General features: G+C 53.4%; 15 protein-coding genes. 5 read left to right on the top strand and 10 right to left on the bottom strand.

Annotation, left to right across the window (positions count from 1 at the left end):
* Positions 1–149: 149 nt before the first annotated feature.
* The 3 genes from FHS90_RS19020 to FHS90_RS19010 form a co-directional block, all read right to left on the bottom strand.
* Positions 150–1,259 (bottom strand): alanine racemase, encoded by a 1,110-nt coding sequence (locus FHS90_RS19020; RefSeq protein WP_182514203.1) that lies wholly within the window; start codon positions 1,257–1,259, stop codon positions 150–152.
* A gap of 315 nt (positions 1,260–1,574) precedes the next feature.
* Entirely contained in the window at positions 1,575–2,438 is an 864-nt protein-coding gene (locus FHS90_RS19015) for an LOG family protein (RefSeq protein ID WP_182514202.1), read from the bottom strand.
* Between the two features lie 102 nt (positions 2,439–2,540).
* Complete coding sequence (locus FHS90_RS19010; protein ID WP_182514201.1) at positions 2,541–3,797, bottom strand: ABC transporter permease; 1,257 nt, start codon at positions 3,795–3,797, stop codon at positions 2,541–2,543.
* Between the two features lie 240 nt (positions 3,798–4,037).
* On the opposite strand from FHS90_RS19010, the gene queA reads away from it, so the two are divergent.
* The 3 genes from queA (at position 4,038) to FHS90_RS18995 (ending at position 9,465) form a co-directional block, all read left to right on the top strand.
* Positions 4,038–5,084: a tRNA preQ1(34) S-adenosylmethionine ribosyltransferase-isomerase QueA gene (queA, locus tag FHS90_RS19005; protein ID WP_066829552.1), complete on the top strand. Its 1,047-nt coding sequence runs from the start codon at positions 4,038–4,040 to the stop codon at positions 5,082–5,084.
* A gap of 414 nt (positions 5,085–5,498) precedes the next feature.
* The gene (locus FHS90_RS19000; protein ID WP_182514200.1) at positions 5,499–8,036 is read left to right on the top strand and encodes a PAS domain S-box protein; all 2,538 of its coding nucleotides are present in this window, start codon (positions 5,499–5,501) and stop codon (positions 8,034–8,036) included.
* A 742-nt stretch (positions 8,037–8,778) separates the two neighbouring features.
* Entirely contained in the window at positions 8,779–9,465 is a 687-nt protein-coding gene (locus FHS90_RS18995; RefSeq protein WP_182514199.1) for a 2-C-methyl-D-erythritol 4-phosphate cytidylyltransferase, read from the top strand.
* A 79-nt stretch (positions 9,466–9,544) separates the two neighbouring features.
* Here FHS90_RS18995 and FHS90_RS18990 read toward each other — a convergent pair whose 3' ends face one another.
* The 4 genes from FHS90_RS18990 to FHS90_RS18975 form a co-directional block, all read right to left on the bottom strand.
* Positions 9,545–10,264, bottom strand: coding sequence for an ABC transporter ATP-binding protein (locus FHS90_RS18990; protein ID WP_182514198.1), 720 nt, complete (start codon positions 10,262–10,264; stop codon positions 9,545–9,547).
* A gap of 86 nt (positions 10,265–10,350) precedes the next feature.
* Positions 10,351–10,572, bottom strand: a complete 222-nt coding sequence (locus tag FHS90_RS18985; protein WP_066829188.1) for a DUF2795 domain-containing protein — start codon at positions 10,570–10,572, stop codon at positions 10,351–10,353.
* A 170-nt stretch (positions 10,573–10,742) separates the two neighbouring features.
* Entirely contained in the window at positions 10,743–11,540 is a 798-nt protein-coding gene (locus tag FHS90_RS18980; RefSeq protein ID WP_182514197.1) for a porin family protein, read from the bottom strand.
* A gap of 49 nt (positions 11,541–11,589) precedes the next feature.
* Entirely contained in the window at positions 11,590–12,906 is a 1,317-nt protein-coding gene (locus FHS90_RS18975) for a DUF349 domain-containing protein (protein ID WP_182514196.1), read from the bottom strand.
* Positions 12,907–13,250: 344 nt separating this feature from the next.
* Here FHS90_RS18975 and ettA point away from each other — a divergent pair, with 344 nt between their 5' ends.
* Positions 13,251–14,918 (top strand): energy-dependent translational throttle protein EttA, encoded by a 1,668-nt coding sequence (gene ettA, locus FHS90_RS18970; RefSeq protein WP_066829197.1) that lies wholly within the window; start codon positions 13,251–13,253, stop codon positions 14,916–14,918.
* 124 nt (positions 14,919–15,042) lie between these two features.
* Here ettA and FHS90_RS18965 read toward each other — a convergent pair whose 3' ends face one another.
* Positions 15,043–15,345, bottom strand: coding sequence for a hypothetical protein (locus FHS90_RS18965; protein ID WP_066829200.1), 303 nt, complete (start codon positions 15,343–15,345; stop codon positions 15,043–15,045).
* Positions 15,346–16,035: 690 nt separating this feature from the next.
* Between FHS90_RS18965 and FHS90_RS18960 the strand changes: the two genes are divergently transcribed.
* On the top strand, positions 16,036–16,947 hold the full coding sequence (locus tag FHS90_RS18960) for an alpha/beta hydrolase family protein (protein ID WP_206598630.1): 912 nt from the start codon (positions 16,036–16,038) through the stop codon (positions 16,945–16,947).
* Between the two features lie 111 nt (positions 16,948–17,058).
* Here FHS90_RS18960 and FHS90_RS18955 read toward each other — a convergent pair whose 3' ends face one another.
* Together FHS90_RS18955 and FHS90_RS18950 are read right to left on the bottom strand one after the other, a co-directional pair.
* Entirely contained in the window at positions 17,059–17,757 is a 699-nt protein-coding gene (locus tag FHS90_RS18955) for a YceI family protein (RefSeq protein ID WP_066829203.1), read from the bottom strand.
* A 1,368-nt stretch (positions 17,758–19,125) separates the two neighbouring features.
* Positions 19,126–21,638 (bottom strand): M16 family metallopeptidase (locus tag FHS90_RS18950; RefSeq protein WP_182514195.1); only part of this gene is annotated, 2,513 nt, incomplete at its 5' end.

Genomic DNA, 21,638 nt, shown 5'->3' with positions numbered 1-21,638 from the left:
GGGGAAAGCCGCTGCTCCAAAGACCTCGTAGCGTGCGTGGCTCCTGCGAGTGTCTGTGTCAGTTCCGTTTCCAGCCTGTTTTTCCAAAAACAGCCCCAAAACGCAGTAAGCAGGCTCCCCTCTCCGTGGGAGAGGGGCTGGGGGTGAGGTTATACCCCACTCAAATGCTCCAGCATTTCCCCTTGCAATGTGGTGTAACCTTTCATTAAATCAGCGGTCAGACAGGAATGCACCGGAAGCACGCCTACCAAATCCCCCACCTTAAACTGAGAGAATAACTCCGGCGAAGTCCGTACCACGCCGTGCTCTTGTGAAAGCGAAACCAAAGTGGTGTCTGGCAAAGGCGCTCCCCAACCAGTTTCCGTGAGCGGCACCACCAATCCGAAAAGAGGTACCCGGTCTGGCTCCCGAAGCGCGTCTTTGGAGAGATGTACCGCGCCGCCGTAGAGAATCACCTCATGTCGGTCTGGGTGTAGGGCTACCACGGGGCAGGCCATGGCTACGGCAATGTCTTCCAGACGGCAGGAACCAATCTTGTATTGCATCAAATCATAGAAGACAAAGTTGCCGGGCCGGATTTCCTCTATGCCCGAGAAATCTTCCATGACGCTGCAACTGGGCGTGTCGCCCACGGAAAGTTGCAGGCCAGGCCAAGCCGCAGCATAACGTTCTTTCAGCGCCTGCATTTTAGCCAGCGTTTGCGCATGTATGTCCGCAATAGCATTTTTGCCCCGGGCTTTGTACGTGTGGCCGGCGTGGGCCAGAAAGCCTAAGAACGTATGCTGCGGTGTTTGCGCCAGCTCTTGCAAAACGGCATCCAGCACGGCGGTATCTTCGGTTTTAATGCCGGTGCGGCCATAGCCGGTGTCTGCTTTCACCCAGATGTTTACGGGTACAGAAAGCTGCTCCCGCAGAAATACCACATCATCCGCTGACGCAACCGTAACTCCAAGGTTAATCTGCTGCGCCAGTTCGGCTAGTTGGGGCAATTGCCGGCGGTTCAGGGGGAACGCAATGGTGATGTCTTCCCAGCCGTGGCGGGCAAAGTACTGGGCCATTTTTACGGAGGAAACCGTGATAGCCGTAACGCCTTCCTCCTTAAACCATTCGCCTACCTGTCTGCTTTGGTGGGTCTTGAAGTGAGGGCGCAGGCGCACATTCTGCCTTTTGGCTTTTTCGGCCATGCGGCGGATGTTGGCGCGGGCAATCTGCTCATTGAGCAGGAGGGTGGGTTCTGAGATTTGTGCAAGGAAGGACATTGGCAGTGGTGTGACTGGTCTCCAAAGATACAAAAACAGCAGTGCCAGCCATTTCCTGTTTGCGGCCTGTTTTCCCAAAAACAGGCCGGAAACAGAGTATGGGCGCAGGGAACTGCCGTTTCTGGTCATGGGTAGAAGTAGCAGAAGGGGCTTGCTGTGGGGCAATTGCAACCCGTAAATCAGGAAAGGAGACAGAAGGCAAATCTGCCAACTCTCTTCTGTTCGGCTGCAGGCCGCAGAAACCAAAAGAGCCCGGAAATTGCGTTTCCGGGCTCTTTTTCTGAAAACAGGCCAAAACGGCCAACGCGGGGTCTCTTAGAAGTTGGGAGACAGCATGTACTTGCTGTAGAAATCATCAATGATTTTTACGGCGTCTGTGGCGTTATCAACAATGTGCACCAGATCCAGGTCTTCCGGACTGATGTTGCTTTCCTGCGTGAGCATCACATCTTTGATCCACTCAAACAGCCCGCCCCAGTAAGACTTGCCTACCAGCACAATGGGGAACTGGCCAATTTTCTTGGTCTGGATAAGCGTAATGGCCTCAAACAGCTCATCAAGCGTACCAAAGCCGCCGGGCATGCCAATAAAGCCCTGGGCGTATTTCACAAACATCACTTTGCGCACAAAGAAGTAGTCAAAGTTGATGAGTTTGTCTGGGTCAATGTAGATGTTGTTGAACTGCTCAAACGGCAGGTGAATGTTCAGGCCCACAGAGCGCCCGCCTTCTGAGTGCGCGCCTTTGTTACCGGCTTCCATGATACCCGGGCCACCGCCCGTGATCACTCCGTACCCGTGGCGTACCAGTTTGGCGGCTATCTCCTCGGCCATTTTATAGTAAGGGTTGTCTTCTTTGGTGCGGGCAGACCCGAAGATAGACACGCAGGGGCCAATTTTAGCCATTTTCTCAAAGCCCTCCACAAATTCTGCCATCACTTTAAAGATCTGCCAGGAGTCGGCTATCTTGATTTCATTCCAGTCTTTGTCTGTGAAGGCTTCGCGAATGCGTTTGTCATCGTCACTGAGTACGGGGGCCTCCTGTTTGGCTATTTGCTTGGCCTCGGCCAGTGATTGCGCTTTGTGTTCGTTGGCCTCAGGCTGTGTAATAATGGTGCCGCTGCCGGCGTTGCTAGACTCGTCTTGTAGCTGGGTCTTGCTGGTTTTTCTCAACTTCGTCATATATCAGTCATGTAGTAAGCCTACCTCTGGGAAACAGACCCTAAGGGGGCGTTTCAAGAGGTAGCGCTGGAAAAGAGTTAGGGTAAATAAGAACAGGCTTGGTTATTTTGACCTGATGGCAATCACGGGGTCTAAATGGGAAGCAATTACCGCCGGGATGATCCCTGAGAGCACGCCAATCACCACCGATACGCCCAAGCCCAGGAGAATGTTACCGGCAGAGAGAAAAATCTCCAGGGTACCCATGGGAATGAGGGTGATGAGGGAAACGAGCAAGATGCCTACCCCGCCGCCTATCAGGCTCAGGAACACAGACTCAAAGAGGAACTGGAACAGGATGAAAAAGTTTTTGGCACCCAAAGATTTCTGAATACCTATGATATTGGTGCGTTCCTTCACAGAGACGAACATGATGTTGGCAATGCCAAAGCCCCCCACCAGAATAGAGAAGCCGCCAATCACCCAGCCGGCCAGCCCAATGATAGAGAACATTTTGCCAATGGCGTCTGCCATCATCTCTGAACGGTTTACGGCAAAGTTGTCCTCCTCATACGGTTTGAGGCCCCTAATGGTGCGCATCTTGCCGCGTACCTCGTACTCCAGGTTCTGGAGCCCCTCATCGTCTGCCCGGCCTTTGATCATGATGTTAGGCTCAATGCCCCGCTGCCCGCTGGCGAACATCTTGCCGAAGGCCCCAAACGTGGTGTAGGCGTTCTTGTCATTGGTGGGCATGCCTTCAAAAAGACCGGCCCCCTGTTTCTCCATAATCCCAATCACGGTGAACTTCTGCCCCTGGATTCTGATGTCGCCCCCCAGGGCGCTGCCGTTGGGGAAAAGGTTCTGGGCAACTTCAGCGCCAATGATGATCACGTTGCGGGAGCCGTCTGTCTCCTGCTGGGTAAAGTAACGGCCTTCTTCAATGGGGACCTCGGCCACTTTGTTGAAATCCTGGGTCACCCCCTGCAGCATAATGCCACTCATGCTGTTGCTGCCGTGCTTGAAGGTGTTGCTGCCGCGGCGGGCCACCAGGGCCACCCCTTCATCATTCTCCAGGTTCTGGTTCAGGAAGTTGTATTCCCGCACCGTGGCAGAGGGGCGTTGCATGTATTTCCACCAGGGAATATCATTGCCCCCCTCAAAGATCCAGGGCCACTTCTGGATGTACACAATGCGTTCGCCCACAAAGCTCATGCTCTGCCTGATGCTCTTCTCCAGAGAGTCTACAATGGTAAACACCGAGATGATGGCAAAGATGCCAATGGTCACCCCCAGCAAAGAAAGAATCGTGCGCAGGAGGTTAGACCGCAGGGCCTGCCACGCAAAACGGAAACTTTCAAAAACCAGCCGAAGGTAGATCATGTAAGAAAGATAAAGCTATTTATAGTGAAACGGGGCAATTTCCCGTTTATTAAATTGTTACTTCTAAGTTATTTGTAGTGAGCGGGTAAGCGCACAGAAGCCCCGCCGCGCCGCGGGTTTTCTGTAAAGCCGGGGCGCGAAGGGAGACTTATTTAGGCTAAATGTAAAAGAATTTAGCGCAAAGTGCCTACCTTTGCCCTCTATTTTTTTTGCTACTATTTTAATACCGTAATATTAAAAATGAAATTATCAGAGTTCAAGTTTGACCTGCCTACTGAGTTAGTGGCCTCACACCCGGCCCCAAACCGTGATGAAGCCCGTTTAATGGTGATTCACCGTGACAGCGGCAAGATAGAGCACAAAGTCTTCAAAGACATCATCACCTATTTTGACGAGGGCGATGTGATGGTGACCAACAACACCAAAGTTTTTCCGGCCCGTCTGTACGGCAACAAAGAGAAAACCGGTGCCAAGATTGAGGTGTTCCTGCTGCGTGAGCTGGACAAGCGCATTCACCTGTGGGACGTGCTGGTAGACCCGGCCCGGAAGATACGCGTTGGCAACAAGCTGTACTTTGGTGAAAGTGACCTGGTGGCAGAGGTGATTGACAACACCACTTCGCGCGGCCGTACTATCAAGTTCCTGTTTGACGGGTCTGATGAAGATTTCTACAAGACCATTCATGACCTGGGGGAGACCCCGCTGCCCAAATACATCAAGCGTGAGCCTGAGCCAGATGACCAGGAACGGTACCAGACCGTGTATGCTGAGGTGACGGGGGCCGTAGCGGCACCCACCGCGGGCCTGCACTTCACCAGGGAAGTTTTAAAGCGTCTGGAGCTGAAAGGCGTAGATGTGGCGCCTATCACCCTGCACGTAGGCCTGGGTACGTTCAGACCGGTAGACGTAGAAGACCTGACCAAGCACAAAATGGACTCTGAGCAGTTCTTTGTGCCTGAAGAAACCACTAGGTATGTGAACAAGGCCCTGGACAACAAGAAGCGGGTTTGCTCTATTGGCACCACCACCATGCGTGCCCTGGAGTCTTCTGTTTCTGCCAACAGCCGCTTAAAGCCCAATGAAGGCTGGACAGACCGGTTTATCTTTCCGCCGTATGACTTCAAAATTGCCAACAGCCTGCTGACCAACTTCCACATGCCGGAGTCAACCTTGTTGATGATGGCGGCGGCGTTTGGAGGCTATGACCTGATCATGGAGGCCTACCAGACCGCCATTAAAGAGAAATACAAGTTCTTCAGCTACGGTGACGTGATGTTGATTCTCTAATCTAAGCCTGAAAAGGCCGTTGTAGAAGCCCCGCCGGTCTATGCCGGAGGGGCTTCTGTTTTTGGCCTGTTTTCACCAAAACAGGCCAAAAACAGAAGCCCCATGCCAGGGGTAGGTGAACCGCACCTTTGTTCCCTGTTGGGCGGTGACTGCCAGGGGGAGTAAAATCTGCTAGCTGTAACAGAATGTGCAGGGTCAGGTTGAAATGCTTGTCTAAGAGGGAGTTGGTTTAAAGAATTGCAGTATATTTAGCTTTTGAAAACCGGGGCGTAGAAAAGTGGAAGGCTCTCATCTGCTCCTGAAAAATCAATTATGTGAGGCATCTGTCAATGGTGCCAGTAGCTGGTTGGAGACGTGAGGTGACGTAGTGAAAGAATGATGGCAAAACGCATTGGTTTGAATTGCAACTGAGGCATGAAAGAGAATTTGTCCGCCCCAGCAACCCCGGTTGCCGGCATGGTTTCTCCGCCGGAAGGCTCCCAGTCGGCCGGTCAGAAGATACGGCAGCTGGAAGAACAGGTGAAGGCATTGCAGGAGGAGCTGCAGAAAGCCCAGACGGCCTTGCAAGAGGCCAGAAAACAGGCGGCGCCCTGTAGCCACAAGGTAGAACTGGAACAGCTGGGAAAGCAGGTTCTGGAGCAGAATGCCTTGCCGGGCAGCACGCTGGAGTCTACCGTTTCCTTTTATCTGGCGGGGATTGAACGCCTGCACCCGGGTATGTTCTGTGCCTGCCTTCGGCGGGAAGGGCAGAAACTGTACCCTGTGGCCGCCCCCAGCCTGCCCGCGGGCTTTATGGCCCGCATCAACGGTATTTCTATTGAGCTGAATGCCGAGGCATGCGGCTCAATAGCCTATCTGGGGCAGAAAGTGGTCAGCACAGAGGTAAAAACAGATCCCCGTTGGAAGAAATACTTCCCTCTGCTGCTTTCTTACAACCTGCACGCCTGCTGGTTCTTCCCATTGGTGGGGGCCAGCCAGAAAGTGTTGGGTGCCGTGGCGGTCTTCTACCAGGAAGCAAAAAAGCCAACGCCGCAAGAGGAGCAAACGCTGGAGAGCATCAAACACGTGCTGCAGCTCATTGTAGAAAACAAGCTGGCCGAATCTGCCCTGAAGCTAGTCAATGAACGCTACCGGCTGGCCACCTCAGCCACCCATGATGCCATTTATGATTGGGACCTGGCCTCTGACACCCTGTATTGGGGAACCGGGTTTGAGAAAGTGTTTGGGGTGACGCGAAACCGGCAGAATTCTGCCCTGGCCTACTGGACGCAGATGCTGCATCAGGAAGACCAGGCCGAACTGATCGCTTCCCTGAACCAGGCGCTGCAGGACGAATCCAGGAGTTCCTGGCAGGCAGAGTACCGGCTGGTAAGGGAAGACGGCAATTGCCTGTACGTAAGTGAGCGGGGTTACATTGTGCGGGATGAGCAGAAAAAGGCCATTCGCATGGTAGGTGCCATTCAGGATGTAACAGTGAGCAAACAGGCAGAGGAAGAGCTGAAGAAGTTATCTGTCATTGCCAAAGAGACCATTAATGGTGTGCTCATCATGTGCCCGGCCATACAAGTGCAGTGGGTGAATGATGCGTTTACCAGACTGATGGGATATACCCTGCAGGAGGTGGAGGGGCGCACCCCGGGCTCTTTCATGAACGGCGCAGAAACTGATCAGGAGACCATCTCCTACATAGATGAACAGTTGGCCAGGCTGGAGCCGCTGGAGTGTGAGCTGGTGCAATACTCCAAAAGCGGGCAGAAATACTGGCTGCGGCTGCAGGTGCAACCCCAGGTAGATGAGACTGGCAAGGTGGAGCATGTGTTTGCCCTCCTCACAGACATCACCCGGCAAAAGCAGGAAGAGCAGCAGTTGCGGTTGCTGGAGTCTGTGATCATCAACGCCCATGACGCCATTGCCATCAGTGAAGTAACCCCCCGCCAGCCACAGCAGTTGCAGACTATTTTCTGCAATGAGGCTTTTCTGCAAATGACCGGTTATGGCGCTATGGAGGTGCTCGGCAGAGATGTCCTGGTGCTGAGCGGGCCAGAGACAAGTACGGCCGCCTTGGCAGAGCTGGAACAGATTCTGCAGCGGCAGTGCGCCGGTGAGGTGGAGATGATCAACTACCGGCAGGGCGGGGAGAAGTTCTGGACCCACCTGGCAGTCATTCCTATCTTTGATAAGAAACAAACGCTTACCCACTGGATCTCTATTCAGCGGGACATCACCGCCCAAAAGAACCTGGAAGCAGAGCGGGAGCAGCTTATCTCAGAGCTGACCAGCAGCAACGCCGGTTTAAAGCAGTTCTCTTACATTATCTCCCATAACCTGCGGGCGCCGCTTGCCAACCTCACAGGCATTGCTGACCTGATTGACCTGAACTCTGTGCCTGAAGGCAGAAACAGACTCCTGATCCAGAAGTTAGGGGAGTCAACCCGCCAGATGAACACCATTGTCAATGACCTCATGGAGGTGCTGATGATGAAAGAGAACCGGCAGGTAAAGAAAGAGGTGGTGCGGCTGGAAGAGGCGTTCCAGGAAGTGGTGGGTTCTGTAGACGGGCAGCTGCAGGAGGCAAACCCGCACATTACCGTAGACTTCTCCCAGGCGCAGGAGCTTTCCTTCAACCCGGGCTACCTGCACAGTATTCTGCTTAACCTGCTTACCAATGCCTTGCGGTACCGGGCCCCAGGCAGAAGATTAGAGATAGAAGTAAAGACAGAGGCCCGGCCAGACAAGATTCTGCTGCATTTCTCAGACAACGGGCAGGGAATCAACCTGGAGCGCTACGGTGACCGCATCTTTGGCCTGTACCAGCGGTTTCACCAGCACAAAGACAGCAAAGGGCTGGGGCTGTACATTGCCCACTCTCAGGCCAAAGCCATGGGCGGAAACCTGTCGGTTGCCAGCCAGGTGGGGCAGGGAACCACTTTTACCCTGCAGGTGCCTACATAACCCTGTAAAGAGGAAGCCACTGAGAGAGGAAGCCTCCCTGCTGGTTAGAGTTTTCAGCATTTAGAGGCTTTTGGATGGCGCAAGCGACCGTTTGTGCCCACGTTTTGGGCCTGCTTTCACAAAAACAGCCCAGAAACAGAACCTTGCTATCTTATTAAACGGCATGGCAGGCGCTTTGCGCCAGGAACAAAAGGAGAAAACTCTAAACAACTACCTCGTTTGCTTCTGGGCAGCCTGTTTACATTTTGGTTTTACTGGCAAAAAGTGCCTCTGAAAGATTCTGTAGAAGCATTTTTTTGAGCCGGTAGCAGGGCGGGTGAGATGTGAACGCAGGTGCGTTTTATAGCCTTTAGCCGCGTAAAAGACAAATGCAAGCAGCCTCTCAGGTACGCGCAGGTTCAGCTTATCCTGCGGCAGTTCAAAAGAGAAATAGGGCCATGAACTGCGGTTGGCGTCATGCTGCTCTTGTGCCAGTTACCGCCTGTTAAGGGGTGGTCAGCTCATTCAGGGAGAGCGAGGTTCTTTTAGACCCTAATGGCAGCGCTGTGAAGGCAAAAAGTGTAAAGGCACCACGCGTTGTTACCAGGGGCCTTTGCCGTATGAAAAACAAACTTGAAGACAGGTTCTAGGTTTAGTGAAGTGTAGAGCCCAGGAATTTCACTCTACATGTGTTTTTGGCTTATTTTTCCAAAAACAGGTCAAAAACGTAACTTAGGGCTGCCAACTTGTACCGCCTATGCCCATGTTTCAGAAATACGCCATCATTGTTGCCGGGGGCTCCGGGAGCCGAATGCAAACCTCCCAACCCAAGCAGTTTCTTCCCATGGGCGGTGAGCCGGTGCTGCTGCATACCATTAGACGGTTTTTCAACTATGACCCCGCCCTGGTGCTGGTAGTGGTACTGCCGGAGCAGGAGATGGGTACCTGGCAACAGCTGTGCGCGCAGCATGGTTTTCAGGTGCCGCACCAGGTAGTGGCAGGAGGGCAGACCAGATTCCAGTCAGTGAGGAACGGGTTGGCGGCGCTGGCGCACGCCGAAGAAGGGGTGGTGGCCGTGCATGACGGTGTGAGGCCCTTTGTTGACAAGGCCATGCTGGAGACGGCGTATGAGACGGCTTCCAGGCAGGGGGCGTCTGTGGTGGCGGTTGAGCTGAAAGACTCTATTAGAAGGGTGCGCGGGGGCAGCTCCAAAGCTGTAGACCGTACCGCATACCGGCTGGTGCAGACGCCGCAGTGTTTCAGGTTGCCGTTGCTTAGGCGGGCGTATGCCCAGCCTGAGGTGGCGCAGTTCACAGATGACGCCTCAGTGGTGGAGCGGTTTGGGCATAAGGTGCAGCTGGTACAAGGCAGCTACAGAAACATCAAGCTCACCACCCCAGAAGACCTGGTGCTGGCAGAGGCGTTTCTGGTACAGGAAAAAGGGAAATAGCATTTCGGCCCCCAGGCTATGGTTGTTTTAGGGCTGTTTTCAGAAAAACAGGCCAGAAACGCAAAGCCAGGCATGGCTGCTAGTGCTGAGGCTTCTCCTCCAGGAATTTCTGGTGACTGAGAACCGTTTCAGGGGAAAGCGCCTCCAGTTGGGGGTGGGGCTGTGAAAGGTTGAGCAGGCAGCCTTGCAGCGGCAGTAGGTTCAGGAGGTCATGCGTAATGCACAGCACCGTCTTCTGCTCTTGCTGCACCCAGGAGGCCATTAAATCAAATACCCGTTTCTTGTGGTACACATCCAACTGCTGGGTAGGTTCATCCAGCAGGGCGACAGGGCTGTCCTGCAGCATGAGCTGGGCCAGCCACACCAGTTGCTGCTCCCCGCCAGAAAGATCTGTGAACGTGCGGTGGCGCAGGTGGTGCACTCCCAGGCGGCTTAACACGTCCTCGGCGCGGCTGTAGTCCTGGGCGGTGTAGTGGTCCAGAAGCCGTTTTGATCTGAAGAGCCCCATCACCACCAGTTCCAGCACCGTGACCGGAAAGGCCACATTGTTCTTCTGCGGAAGGTAGGAGAAGGCGCGCGCCAGGGCGCCAGGGCGATGGGGCAGGGGCTGGCCTTGCACGAGCACCTGCCCCTGTGAGGGGATTTGCCCTGTCAAAGCTTTCAGAAAGGTAGACTTGCCGCTGCCGTTATGCCCAATGATGGCAATAAAGGTGGGCGCTGGTACAAAAAAAGAAAGGTTGCGGAGCAGTAGGCGTTCACCGTACCCCGCAACCAAATCTTTTATTTCTAAAACAGCCAACGTTCTTAATTGAGAATGATGAATTCAAAATTAAGAATTATCAATGAGGCCATTCTTAATTCCTAATTCCCAATTCTTACTTAAGGCTAGTATTCGTCTTCATTGAACATGAAGTCTTCTTTGGTAGGATAGTCCGGCCAAACTTCTTCAATGTTCTCATATGGTTGGCCATCATCCTCCAGGTCCTGCAGGTTTTCTACTACCTCCATAGGGGCGCCAGAACGGATAGAGTAGTCAATAAGCTCATCCTTGGTTGCTGGCCAAGGGGCATCTTCCAGGTAAGAGGCAAGTTCTAGTGTCCAATACATAGTAATTCTCCTTAAAAAAATATAGCGTTACAATAGGTTGCAAAAGGTGTAATGGTCTGCAAAAATAAAATATTGTTTGACAAATCAAACGGGTATTTCAGGCGTGCCCTTTTGCATTGTTTCAACACAACGAAGACAAAGGTAAAATGTTTGCGCAGACCGCGTATTTTTTATTGGTGGCGGGCAGAGGAGCGGCCGTCGCCGGTGTTGAACAGGAAATTGAGCCCCACCTGTAGGCCTACCACCATGTTTTGGCGCAGGGTGTAGGTGTCTGGGTCATAGCTGCTCTCCAGGTGCTCTTCTTTTCTGATGTTGACAAAGTTGTAACTGTACCTGAGGTTGGTGGTGAGGAAAAGGTGGGGTGTCAGGTCATACTCCAGGCCCGCGCCCAAGAGAATACCCGCGTCATATTTATTGAATTCGCCCACCTCTGCATTTTTCTGCCGGTCAGACTCCTGGGTGCTGGCCAGCAGGTGCGTGCCCACCCGGCTGGCCGGAATGGTGTACTCTACGCCTTTACGGGTGTAGGTGCCGGCTTTCTCCAGGCGGTTGGTTTCTGTTCCCTTCTGGAGAATGCCCAGCTGGGGGCCCACCTGAAAATTAAACCGCAGCTTGCCGGCGGTGGTGTATTTGAACAGCAGCGGGATGTTCCAGTACACCAGGTCAATTTCCTTCTCACCCGTCTTGTTGCCGTCTTTGTCTACCAAATCAAAGTTCTCGCCCTGCTTAGACCTCATGAGCTCTATCTGCAGGTTGTGGTTTTCATTGAACTTGTAGCCGGCGGTAATGCCAAAGGGGGCCCATTTGGTGGTGAACTTGTGTTTGTAGTTCACATCATCATACTGCTCGTCATTGATGATCCAGGTGTTCTGGAACTGAGTGGTGACCCCCAGGTAGGGGCCTTTCACGTTCTGGGACTGAGCCAGGAGGGGAAGGAGGAAAACAAATGGTAGAAAGTATTTTTTCATAGCGTAAGCCGTTAGTGTAGTGCGTTGACACTAACGGCTTACGAATGACTTAGGCTGTTTTGTTGCTCTCTACGCCGTACTTTTTGCGCAGCAGCTCAATCAACTCCTGTTTGGTTTTGAGTTTACGGTTGAAGTTCTTGATTTTGCCTTCCAGCATGCTCCGGAACGCCTCATTGCCCGGGTTGGGGTTCAGGCGGCCCAGGTTGGTCTCCAGCACCTCCAGTTCCTGCTTGTCATGCTTCATGAAATCACGCAGGGCGTTAATGCGGGCGTGCAGCTGGTCATTGGCCGTGTCTTTGCCTTCTGGCAGGGGGCGTTTGCGCATGTAGTGTTCCAGGCTGCTCAGTTCAAAGATCTTGTCACAGGCTACCAGAAAGCTTTCCCACACGGCGTCAGATTCCTCCTGGCGTACCGGACCCACTTTCTTCCAGGCGGCCTGCAGTTCTTTGGCCTGGGTAACCGCCTGCTGCACCGGTTCATCTAACAGGGCGTTGGCCTGGGCCACCAGCGAGCGTTTCTTCTCCAGGTTTTCCTCCAGGTACTTTTCCTTTGACTCGGTTTTCTGGCTGTTGATGTGTTTTTTGAGGCGCTCAAAGAAATGGTTGTTGGCCGCCCTGAAACTGTTCCAGAGGTCATTGGACAGCTTGCGGGGCAGGGTGCCGCCAATTTCCTTCCACTGGTTCTGCAGGTCTTTGAGCTTCTTGCTGGTCTCTTCCCACTCCTCAGAGTTCTTCAAAGACTCAGACTGCTGAATAAGGGCCCGGTATTTGTCAATGGTGCGGGTGAGCATGTCCTTTTTGTCCTGGAAGAAGGCCTTCTTACGGGTGAAGAATTCCTCTACCGCCGTTTTGAAACGCTCTTCCAGCTCATCTGTCAGTGACTTGTCAACGGGGCCGGTTTTGATCCAGGTCTGGCGCAGTTCTTTCAGCTTCTCAGTGGTCTCTGGCCAGTCAATGCTTTCCTTCAGGGTCTCGGCCTGCTGAATGAGGGTGATCTTGGTGGCCAGGTTCTTGTCACGGTTCTTGGCAATGGCTTCCTTTATGTCAGCCTCAGCGGCAGAAAGGCGGTGGTGCAGCGACTCAAAATCGCCAATGGCGTCATATTTCTCAATCTGCTCCTTGAGGTGCAGCACCTTCATCAGGAAAGAACCTTTGTTTTCTGAGGTTTCTATCTTTTCCAGTAGGGTATTTACCTTTTGGCGGAAGTTCTCAAAACGGTGGGCAAAGTACTGCAAACTCTCTTCTGGCACCTCTTTCACTTCGCCTACCTGACGTGCAGGAAAGTGCATAAAGGGCTTCAACCACACCTGGTTCCCCTCAATGTAGCCGTACTTATGAGCCTCCTCAGACAAATCTTTGGTTTCCATCTACTGGATATTTACTGAAAAAAATTAAAGTCTATTTTGGTACAAGTTTATGAATTGCCGCCAATTTTCATAACTCACGGCCGCCAAATTTTACGATATTTGCAGAGCTTGGCAAACAGGCGGCAAAAGCAAACATTTGTTTTGAAGCAGGGCGCGGCCTTTTGGGCGGCTGAGGCAAGTGCAGTACCCACGGGTGCTGCACCGGGCAACAACTCCCCCCGTGCTTATTACTCAATTTTACATTGCAAAGTTATGTGCCTGTTTCCGGGCTGTTTTTCCCAAAACAGCTCCAAAACGTTCCCAAGCCAGTACTGTTGAACCTGAACTAATCATACTGCACCTACATGAGCAACGAAACCATCATTTTCTCCATGGCGGGGGTAAGCAAGATTTACCCGCCGCAGAAACAAGTACTCAAGAATATTTACCTCTCTTTCTTCTACGGCGCCAAGATTGGGGTGCTGGGGCTCAACGGCTCCGGTAAATCATCTCTGTTAAAAGTAATTGCCGGTGTTGACAAGCAATACCAGGGCGATGTGGCGTTCTCACCGGGTTACAGCGTAGGCTACCTGGAGCAGGAGCCGCAGCTGGACCCAGCCAAAACCGTAATGGAGATTGTGCAGGAGGGCGCCGCCGAAACCGTAGCCCTTTTAAAGGAGTTTGAGGAAATCAACGAGGCCTTCGCAGATGAGAACGCCGACTTTGACAAACTCATGGCCCGCCAGGGCGAAGTGCAGGAGAAACTGGACCACCTGGGTGCCTGGGACCTGGACAGCAAGCTGGAACGCGCCATGGACGCCCTGCGCACCCCGCCCGCCGATGCCGTGATTGGCAACCTGTCTGGCGGTGAGAAACGCCGCGTGGCCCTCTGCCGGCTCTTGTTGCAGGAGCCAGACGTGCTGCTGCTAGATGAGCCTACCAACCACTTAGACGCTGAGTCTGTTTTGTGGCTGGAGCAACACCTGCAGCAGTACAAAGGCACCGTGATTGCCGTCACCCACGACCGTTACTTCCTGGACAACGTGGCCGGCTGGATTCTGGAGCTGGACCGCGGCGAAGGCATTCCCTGGAAAGGCAATTACTCCAGCTGGCTGGAGCAGAAGGCTGAGCGTCTGGCCAAAGAAGAGAAAACCGAGAGCAAGCGCCAGAAAACCCTGCAGCGTGAGTTGGAGTGGGCTCGCATGAGCCCCAAAGCCCGCCAGGCCAAGTCTAAAGCCCGTTTAGGCAATTACGAGAAAATGGCTTCTGAGGAGGCCAAAGAGAAAGAGCAGAAACTGGAGCTCTTCATCCCAGACGGTCCGCGGTTGGGGAACGTGGTCATTGAGGCCGAAAACCTGAGCAAAGCCTTTGGTGATAAGCTGTTGTTTGAGAACCTGAGCTTCAACCTGCCACCCGCCGGTATTGTGGGGATCATTGGCCCGAACGGGGCCGGTAAATCTACCTTGTTCAGATTGATCACCGGCCGTGAAACACCAGACACGGGCACCATCACGGTGGGCCCAACCGTAGAAACGGCCTACGTTGACCAGCAGCATGAAAGCCTGGACCCCAACAAGTCTGTGTTTGAAACCATCTCCGGCGGTACTGAAACCATGCTGTTGGCCGGTAGGCAGATAAACTCCCGCGCGTACGTGAGCAAGTTCAACTTCACGGGTGGTGACCAGGAGAAGAAAGTGGGCGTGCTGTCTGGCGGGGAGCGCAACCGCGTGCACCTGGCCATGACCCTGAAGCAAGGCGCCAACCTCCTGCTGCTGGATGAGCCTACCAACGACCTGGACGTAAACGCGATCAGAGCCCTGGAAGACGCGCTGGAAAACTTTGCCGGTTGCGCCGTGGTCATCAGCCATGATCGCTGGTTCCTGGACCGCATCGCCACGCACATCCTGGCCTTTGAAGGCGACTCCCAAGTGGTTTGGTTTGAAGGGAACTTCTCAGACTATGAAGAAGCCAAGAAGAAACGCCTGGGTGACGTGGAGCCGAAAAGAATCAGATACAAAAAGCTGATGGACTAGCGCCTGGTTTTGTCCTGATTTCAGAAAAAGAGCCCGGAAACGCAGTTTCCGGGCTCTTTTGGGTTAGGAGTTACTGATAAGTTTACTGCTCACTTACTTACATTATTGGGGTGGAATATTTTCACTACAAGCCATCACAGGTAACATTAGCCTGGTTGATAAGGGCATCAGCACTTTGTTTATGTTGTGAATTCCCACATTCCTCGGCTAACTTTTTATAGTCATTTAGTGATTTCTTATAGGCATCACAGGTTGCTCTACTTGGGTTTGTGGCCATAGCCTGGGCTTTGGTTGTTGCAAATTCTAAGGCTGCTCTAAGGTCTTCAGCACAGTCCTTTTTATCGTCATCATCATCAAAGCAAGCCGTTAAAGTTACACTGGAGAAAGCCATCACCAGCATCAGGAAGAGGGAGTTGAATTTTTTCATGTCAGTTCTGTTTAGTTTTGCCGTAAAGGAACAGCAATGGTGTAAAAAGGGAAATACCTATATCTGAGTATTCTAATAGAGTGCAGTTGGCAAGGGGTTGAATACCAAGAGTGTTCTGGTCAGGGCTTTGGTGAGAAGGCCTGGCATTCGCTGTGGACTGGTGGGGCGTGAGGATACAGCATGCTGTTAAAGCCATCTCTAAAAAGAAGGCCCGGGAACGTCTTTCCCGGGCCCCAGGTGAATGAAGAAATCAAAGGTGGAATAGTATATTGTATAAACAGTTTAAAAGCTTGTTTGCATTTTGATTTTGCAAGCGAAAACGGGGAGCGAAAGGTTCTTCTATAGCGTTTTTTGAGCAGCATACGCCCCACTATGGTGCGAGAAAAAAGCAACGTCAGGTTCTTTTGATACCCGTTTGCAGCGCAAAAGAAAAATTCAAACATGCTCTAAGGTCAAAAAAGCCGGCAGCAGTGTGGGTAAAAAGAAAAAAACCTGTGGCTATTTTCTGGTTCCCGGGCCGGAGAAGTAGCAGCAGGTGGCGGTGCCTGCTGGTGTAAAGGTCAGACAAATGGGGGGTGAGGCAAATACCGGAATCCTGGTATTTTGGCTATGCAGGAGGGAGGCGAACCATTGTGGTGCCTGGTGCCAGACAGATCATCTTGCCAGGAAGAATGTGTACCTTCGTCTTCTATGAAAAACTGTTTTTACGTGCTGCTGCTGGTTCTGTGCCTAAAGATTCTTCCCGTGCATGCCCAGAGCCCACCGCCCCTGGTGTCCTGGCAAGACCTTATGCAACTGCCTGCACCAACAACAGGGGTTAAAATCCAGTATGGGCCAGACTCCCTTCAGTTTGGGGAGCTGCGGGTGCCTGCTACGGGCCAAGGACCTTTTCCGGTAGTGGTGGTCATTCATGGCGGGTGCTGGCTGTCACAATACAACTACGCGTACATGAACCACCTGAGCGCAGCTCTGACCAAGGCAGGGTATGCCACCTGGAACGTGGAGTTCAGGCGGGTGGGTAATCTGGGCGGCGGTTGGCCCGGAACGTTTCTTGACGTGGGCAAAGCCATAGACTATGTACCTGCGCTGGCAAAAAACTATCCTTTGAATAAGAAGCAGGTGGTGGTGCTGGGGCATTCTGCCGGCGGGCATTTGGCGCTCTGGGCAGCCACCCGGCAGAAACTACCCAAGAGCAGCCCGCTGTACGCCCAGAACCCTTTGAAGATTACAGGAGTTGTCTCTTTGGCGGGAATTACTGATTTAGTGGGGTATAGCCAGGAGAAAGGCAGCTGTAACGCCGCCGTGGAGAAATTGATGGGTGGTTTGCCATCAGCGGTGCCAGAACGGTACGCAGACGGCTCACCTTTGGGGCGTATCCCGGTGAAGGTGCCGGTGCGGTTACTGCAAGGCGCTTTAGACCCTATTGTGCCGGTACAGCAGGCAGAGCAATTGGCCGCTTACTCGTCTAACAAAAACTATAGGGTGCAAACCGTGCTTTTGCCTTTTGCCGGTCATTTTGATCTGGTGGCCCCCACTTCGCCTGCGTGGCTGACGGTAGAAAAGGCGGTACGGGAGGTAGGGCAGGCTGCAGCCAGAAACTAGCTGAGCCGGTAGTGAGAGCGAGGGACGCCGTTCCTGTTTTTGCCCTGTTTTTAGAAAAATAGCCCGAAAACACACGTGTCTTCGGGCTATGTAGTTAGTGCAGGAGTTGTGTTACTGGGCTGCTCCGGTGCCGTTGGGTTTGGTGGCCTTCAGGTCCAGTTCAATGTTTACGGTCTCAGAGATGAACTTGTCTCCCAAGGTTTTATCATTGCCGTAGTTCATTTTCCACTGGCGGCGGTCAATGTCAAAGTTGGCTTCGGCCTCCATAGAATTCTCATTGAGCTCAATGCGGGCCGGGAACGTGATGTTCTTGGTTTCGCCTTTGAGGGTAAGGTTGCCGCTTACATTAAAGTTGGCGCCTTCCACCAAAGAGGTGTCGCCGCTGGTGGGTTGGTAGGGCTCCACTTTGGTGATCTCGAATTTAGCGGTCCCAAACTTTTCAGCGTCAAAGAAGTCGCCGCTCATCAGGTGCGGGCGCAGCTTGGTATCAATCATTTCCCCTTCTTCCTCCATGTCCATTGATTGAATGTTGATGGTGAATTGCCCGCCCGTGATCTGGTTGTTCGCCACCGCCACCGTGCCTGATGACAGCTTAAAGGTACCCGGGTGGTTTTTGCCCACGCCATTTCCCGTGAACCTGATTTTTGAGTCAGCGGTGTCTACCATAAAAGACTGCCCCGCCGCCGTGGCTGCGTCCTGCTGGTCTGTAATGGTGGCCTGGTCTCCCTTGGGGGCTTTGTCGCAGGCGGCAAAGGCGGCGGCCAGGGTAATGGCCACGGCCGTTTTCTTAAGGAACGGAAGTGCTTTCATAGCAGTAGGGGTTAGGTGACTATATAGGTGTTTTGGTATGTTTTAATATGCCTTAGAACGAAAGAATATCAGATTGGTTTATGTTCAGACACCGTATTCTTTTACTCCATGCTCTGGCAAACCCGTTGCTGGTTTGGGGTTGTTTTAAGAAAAACAGGCCGGAAACGGCTTTTGGCACAGACGCCCGCAGGCCCTTGGACCGCGTTTAGGGTCTCGGGGCAGGCGGTACAGCGGTGGCAGGCGTATGGAACCCACCCCTGCCCCTCCCGGGAGGGGAGTATCAGGCATGCGTGTCCTCCTGAGTAAACATCCCCCTTCACCCCCTTCAAAAGGGGGAGTAGGGGAGAGAGTTCTGAGTCCTGAGTCTTGAGTTCTTCCTCTTTTCTTTAGGCAATTCAACACGAAAGAAGCAGCAATGTCTGGTTTCGCTGCCGCGCCGCGAGGGCAGCCAGAGACCGCCCGTCAGCTGTAGGCACGCGTTTGGAGGCCCGCGCCAGCGCGTGAGTATCAGCTGGAGTTTAGAAGGCACGGAAGTAACTTCCGCGCCATAGAGGGGCAGAAGAGGGAGCTATAGAAGGCAGAAGTAATGTGAGGCTGCCGCCCCATGGAAGCTGAAAGCTTCCGCCATTATAGGTCCAAGTTGGAAACTTGAACCAGAGATTGTGACAAACAAGCAGCAATAAGTAAACAAACAACAATGAACAATGAACAATCAACACTTCTGCTAGTGGCACCTAGGTTAATCAACACTTCTGCCCCTGGCTGATGTGCGCAGCACGGGCTCGCCACAGGCTAGCGGATCAGCAGTGGTTACCTACTGAAACAGAGAGCAAGTAAGGAAGTAGCAGGAGAGGAACCCAAACCAGTCCTGGCGGTGAGCGCCTCTGTTACTACGGTGCCGCTCCGGCGGCAAGGCCGGAGGGCCTAGTTTTAACAGCAGTGCTCACCCCCAGGACGGGGCCCCGCGGCCGTGAGCGCTTAGCAGAAGAGGTGAAACAACGCAGCTACTAAACCAACGCATCAAACGCCAAAGCCAGGGGAACAGCGAACTTCACATTCCTGCCGCAGCTAGGGGAACAGCAGACTACGCATTGCCCCTGCAGCAGCTAGCCAACAGTAACTACAGACTACGCACTCCGTCGTTAACCGTCACCGCCAGGGGAACAGCAAACATACCTCGCCACAGCCAGGGCAGCAGCAGACAGAAGAATCTGCGGAGCACTTCCCCTGACCACAAGCTGACCTGAGGCATAAAGGCACTTGGAAGACCTGGGGAGCACGAAAAAAAAGAGGCGTTTCCGGGCTCTTTTCCCGGAAACGCCTCCAAAGCAGGTCACTGCCGGAGCAGTGTCTGGTATTGCAGAAGAACTAGAAGATGCGTCCCTCTTTCTTGGCCTTCTTGCCTTTCTTGGGGTCCTCCTTCTTCGGCTCGGCGGTGATGGCCGGGGCCTCCACCTTGGCCACGATTGGGGCACCGTCCGGGTCCAGCTCCACCACCTCGTAGCCCAGTTTCTCCAGGCCCGGCTTGATAGAGGCTTTGTCGCCCACCAGCATGATGCTCATTTTCTCCACCTGCAGGTGTTTTTTGGCCAGGGCGTTGATCTCCTCCTTGGTGATGTTTTTGAGGATTTCGTTCTGCTTGGCTACGTAGTCTGGCTCCAGGTTATAACGCAGCATGTTGTTCAGGAACATGGCTTTCTGGAATGACGTCTCATATTTACGGGCGTCTGACTGGCCAATGGCGCTCTTCATGAAGGCCAGCTCCTCGTCGGTGATGCCTTCCTCGCGGAAGCGCTTGATCTCCTTCATGAACTCTACTACGGCACTGTCAGAGACGTTAGAGCGTACTCCGGCGTAAGCGGTGTATGGGCCTGCGCTCTCATTGCCGGCGAAGTAAGACCCGGCGCCATACGTGTAGCCTTTCTCTTCGCGCAGGTTTAGGTTGATGCGGCTGTTGAAGGCCCCGCCCAGCACGTAGTTCATGAGGTTGGCCTTGTAGTATTCGCCGGTGGCGTCATACGGCATGGCCATATACCCTATTCTGATTTCAGACTGGGCGGCTTTCTCCTTGTCTACAATGAACAGTTTGGTCTTGTCAATGGTAGCCATCTTGGCCTCGGTTGGCATGGTGACCGCCTTTGGCTGCCAGTTGTTCAGGAACGCCAGCTTGGGCATGATCTGGTTCTGCTCCACGTCGCCCACAATCACCAGGTTGGTCACGCTTGGCGAGAAGTAGTTTTTGTAGAATTGCTTCACATCATCAAGCGTGATGCTTTCAACGGTTTTAGCAGTTCCAATGACCGGAATGGCTTGGATGTGGCCTTCGCCGTACAGCATTTTGTTGTACACGTTGTTGGCAATCACGGTAGGCTGGGTGCTCTGGTTTTTGATGGCCTCCAGGCGCTGCTTTTTCAGGCGGTCAAAGTCATCCTGGGAGAAGCGCGGGTGCATCATGCGCTCCTCCAGCAGGGCTAGCGTAGCATCCAGGTTCTTCACCTGTGACTGCACCTGCACGGTCATGTTGTCTGAGCCACTGCCGAAGGAGATGGAGGAACCCAGTTTCTCCAGTTTGGTGCTAATTTCTTCTGCGGTGAATTTCTCAGAATCTTCATTCAGCATAGAAGCCATGAGTGACGCGATACCGGCTTTAGACGGGTCGTGCGCCTCCAGCTTGTGACCACCTTGTAAAGAAAACAGCAAGGTCACGGTAGGCACTTCATCGTTTTTGGTACCAATCACCTTGATGCCGTTGGCCAGGTTCTGCTTCCAGAACGGCGGAACGGTGATGGTGGGGTTGGCGCCGGCGGCTGGTTTCTTGCTGCGGTCAAAGGTGTCTTTGGCTTTTACATACTTCAGGCCAGCGTACTGGTCTGCCGGGGCCTTGTAACCTGCCTTGTCCACTTTGTAGTTGTCGGCCTTGGCCACCATCTCTGGTTTTCCGGTAGGCACCACGCTCAGGATTACGGCTTTCTTGCCTTTGATGTACTGGTTGTAGACCCGCATCACGTCCTGCTTGGTCACCGCACGGTGCGCCTGCAGCTGTTTAGCCAGGTAATTGGGGTTGCCGGTAAAAGTCTGGTAAGAGGCCAGGGTTGATGTCTTGCCAGAAACACTGGACAAGCTGTTGATGATGCTGGCCTCATAAGAAGACTTGAACTTCTCCAGGTCATCATCAGACACGCCTTTTTTCTCAAACTCCAGCAATGCGTTACGCAGCTCCTTCTCCATGTCTGCCAACGTGTGGCCTGGCAATGGCAACACCGTCAAGGTAAACTCACCGGCCAGTTCTGTACATGGGTGACCGGCGCTGGCTTGTACCGCTTTCTGCGCTTTGGTCAGGTTCTGGTACAGGATAGACGTTTTGCCGCCGCCAATAATCTCTGACAGCAGGTCTAACGGCACTTCATCTGGGTGATAATTGGGCACGGTAGGGAACACCATCTGCAGCAGCGGGAACCGGATGTTGTCTTCGTAAGACACGTATCTGTCCTGGGTCAGCACCGGGGCGGGCAGCTTCATGTTCTTCACCTCCGGCCCCTTCGGGATGGGGCCGAAGTACTTCTCGGCCAGCTTCACCACCTGGGCAGGCGTCACGTCGCCGCCCACGGTGAGGGTGGCGTTGTTGGGGCCGTACCAGCGCAGGAAGAAGTTCTTCAGGTCGTTCACGTCTACGCGGTTCAGGTCTTCCAGGTAACCGATCACATCCCAGGAATAGGGGTGGCCATAGGGATAGAGGGTGCGGTAGATGGTTTCGCGGGCTTTGCCGTAGGGTTGGTTGTCTACGCTCTGCCCGCGCTCGTTTTTCACGGTCTCGCGCTGCACCTCAAACTTCTTCTGGGTGACGGCGTCGAGCAGGAAGCCCATTCTGTCGGCCTCCAGCC

It is taken from the genome of Rufibacter ruber (assembly GCF_014138425.1).
Taxonomy (GTDB): Bacteria; Bacteroidota; Bacteroidia; order Cytophagales; family Hymenobacteraceae; genus Nibribacter; species Nibribacter ruber_C.
The sequence above is the reverse complement of the archived record's forward strand: the minus strand, read 5'-3'. Positions and strand labels throughout refer to the sequence as shown.

Bases quoted from the DNA above. Each gene is read 5' to 3' on its own strand.
- FHS90_RS19020 (WP_182514203.1), bottom strand. From the start codon at position 1,259: ATGTCCTTCCTTGCACAAATCTCAGAACCCACCCTCCTGCTCAATGAG.
- FHS90_RS19015 (WP_182514202.1), bottom strand. From the start codon at position 2,438: ATGACGAAGTTGAGAAAAACCAGCAAGACCCAGCTACAAGACGAGTCT.
- FHS90_RS19010 (WP_182514201.1), bottom strand. From the start codon at position 3,797: ATGATCTACCTTCGGCTGGTTTTTGAAAGTTTCCGTTTTGCGTGGCAG.
- queA (WP_066829552.1), top strand. From the start codon at position 4,038: ATGAAATTATCAGAGTTCAAGTTTGACCTGCCTACTGAGTTAGTGGCC.
- FHS90_RS19000 (WP_182514200.1), top strand. From the start codon at position 5,499: ATGAAAGAGAATTTGTCCGCCCCAGCAACCCCGGTTGCCGGCATGGTT.
- FHS90_RS18995 (WP_182514199.1), top strand. From the start codon at position 8,779: ATGTTTCAGAAATACGCCATCATTGTTGCCGGGGGCTCCGGGAGCCGA.
- FHS90_RS18985 (WP_066829188.1), bottom strand. From the start codon at position 10,572: ATGTATTGGACACTAGAACTTGCCTCTTACCTGGAAGATGCCCCTTGG.
- FHS90_RS18980 (WP_182514197.1), bottom strand. From the start codon at position 11,540: ATGAAAAAATACTTTCTACCATTTGTTTTCCTCCTTCCCCTCCTGGCT.
- FHS90_RS18975 (WP_182514196.1), bottom strand. From the start codon at position 12,906: ATGGAAACCAAAGATTTGTCTGAGGAGGCTCATAAGTACGGCTACATT.
- ettA (WP_066829197.1), top strand. From the start codon at position 13,251: ATGAGCAACGAAACCATCATTTTCTCCATGGCGGGGGTAAGCAAGATT.
- FHS90_RS18965 (WP_066829200.1), bottom strand. From the start codon at position 15,345: ATGAAAAAATTCAACTCCCTCTTCCTGATGCTGGTGATGGCTTTCTCC.
- FHS90_RS18960 (WP_206598630.1), top strand. From the start codon at position 16,036: ATGAAAAACTGTTTTTACGTGCTGCTGCTGGTTCTGTGCCTAAAGATT.
- FHS90_RS18955 (WP_066829203.1), bottom strand. From the start codon at position 17,757: ATGAAAGCACTTCCGTTCCTTAAGAAAACGGCCGTGGCCATTACCCTG.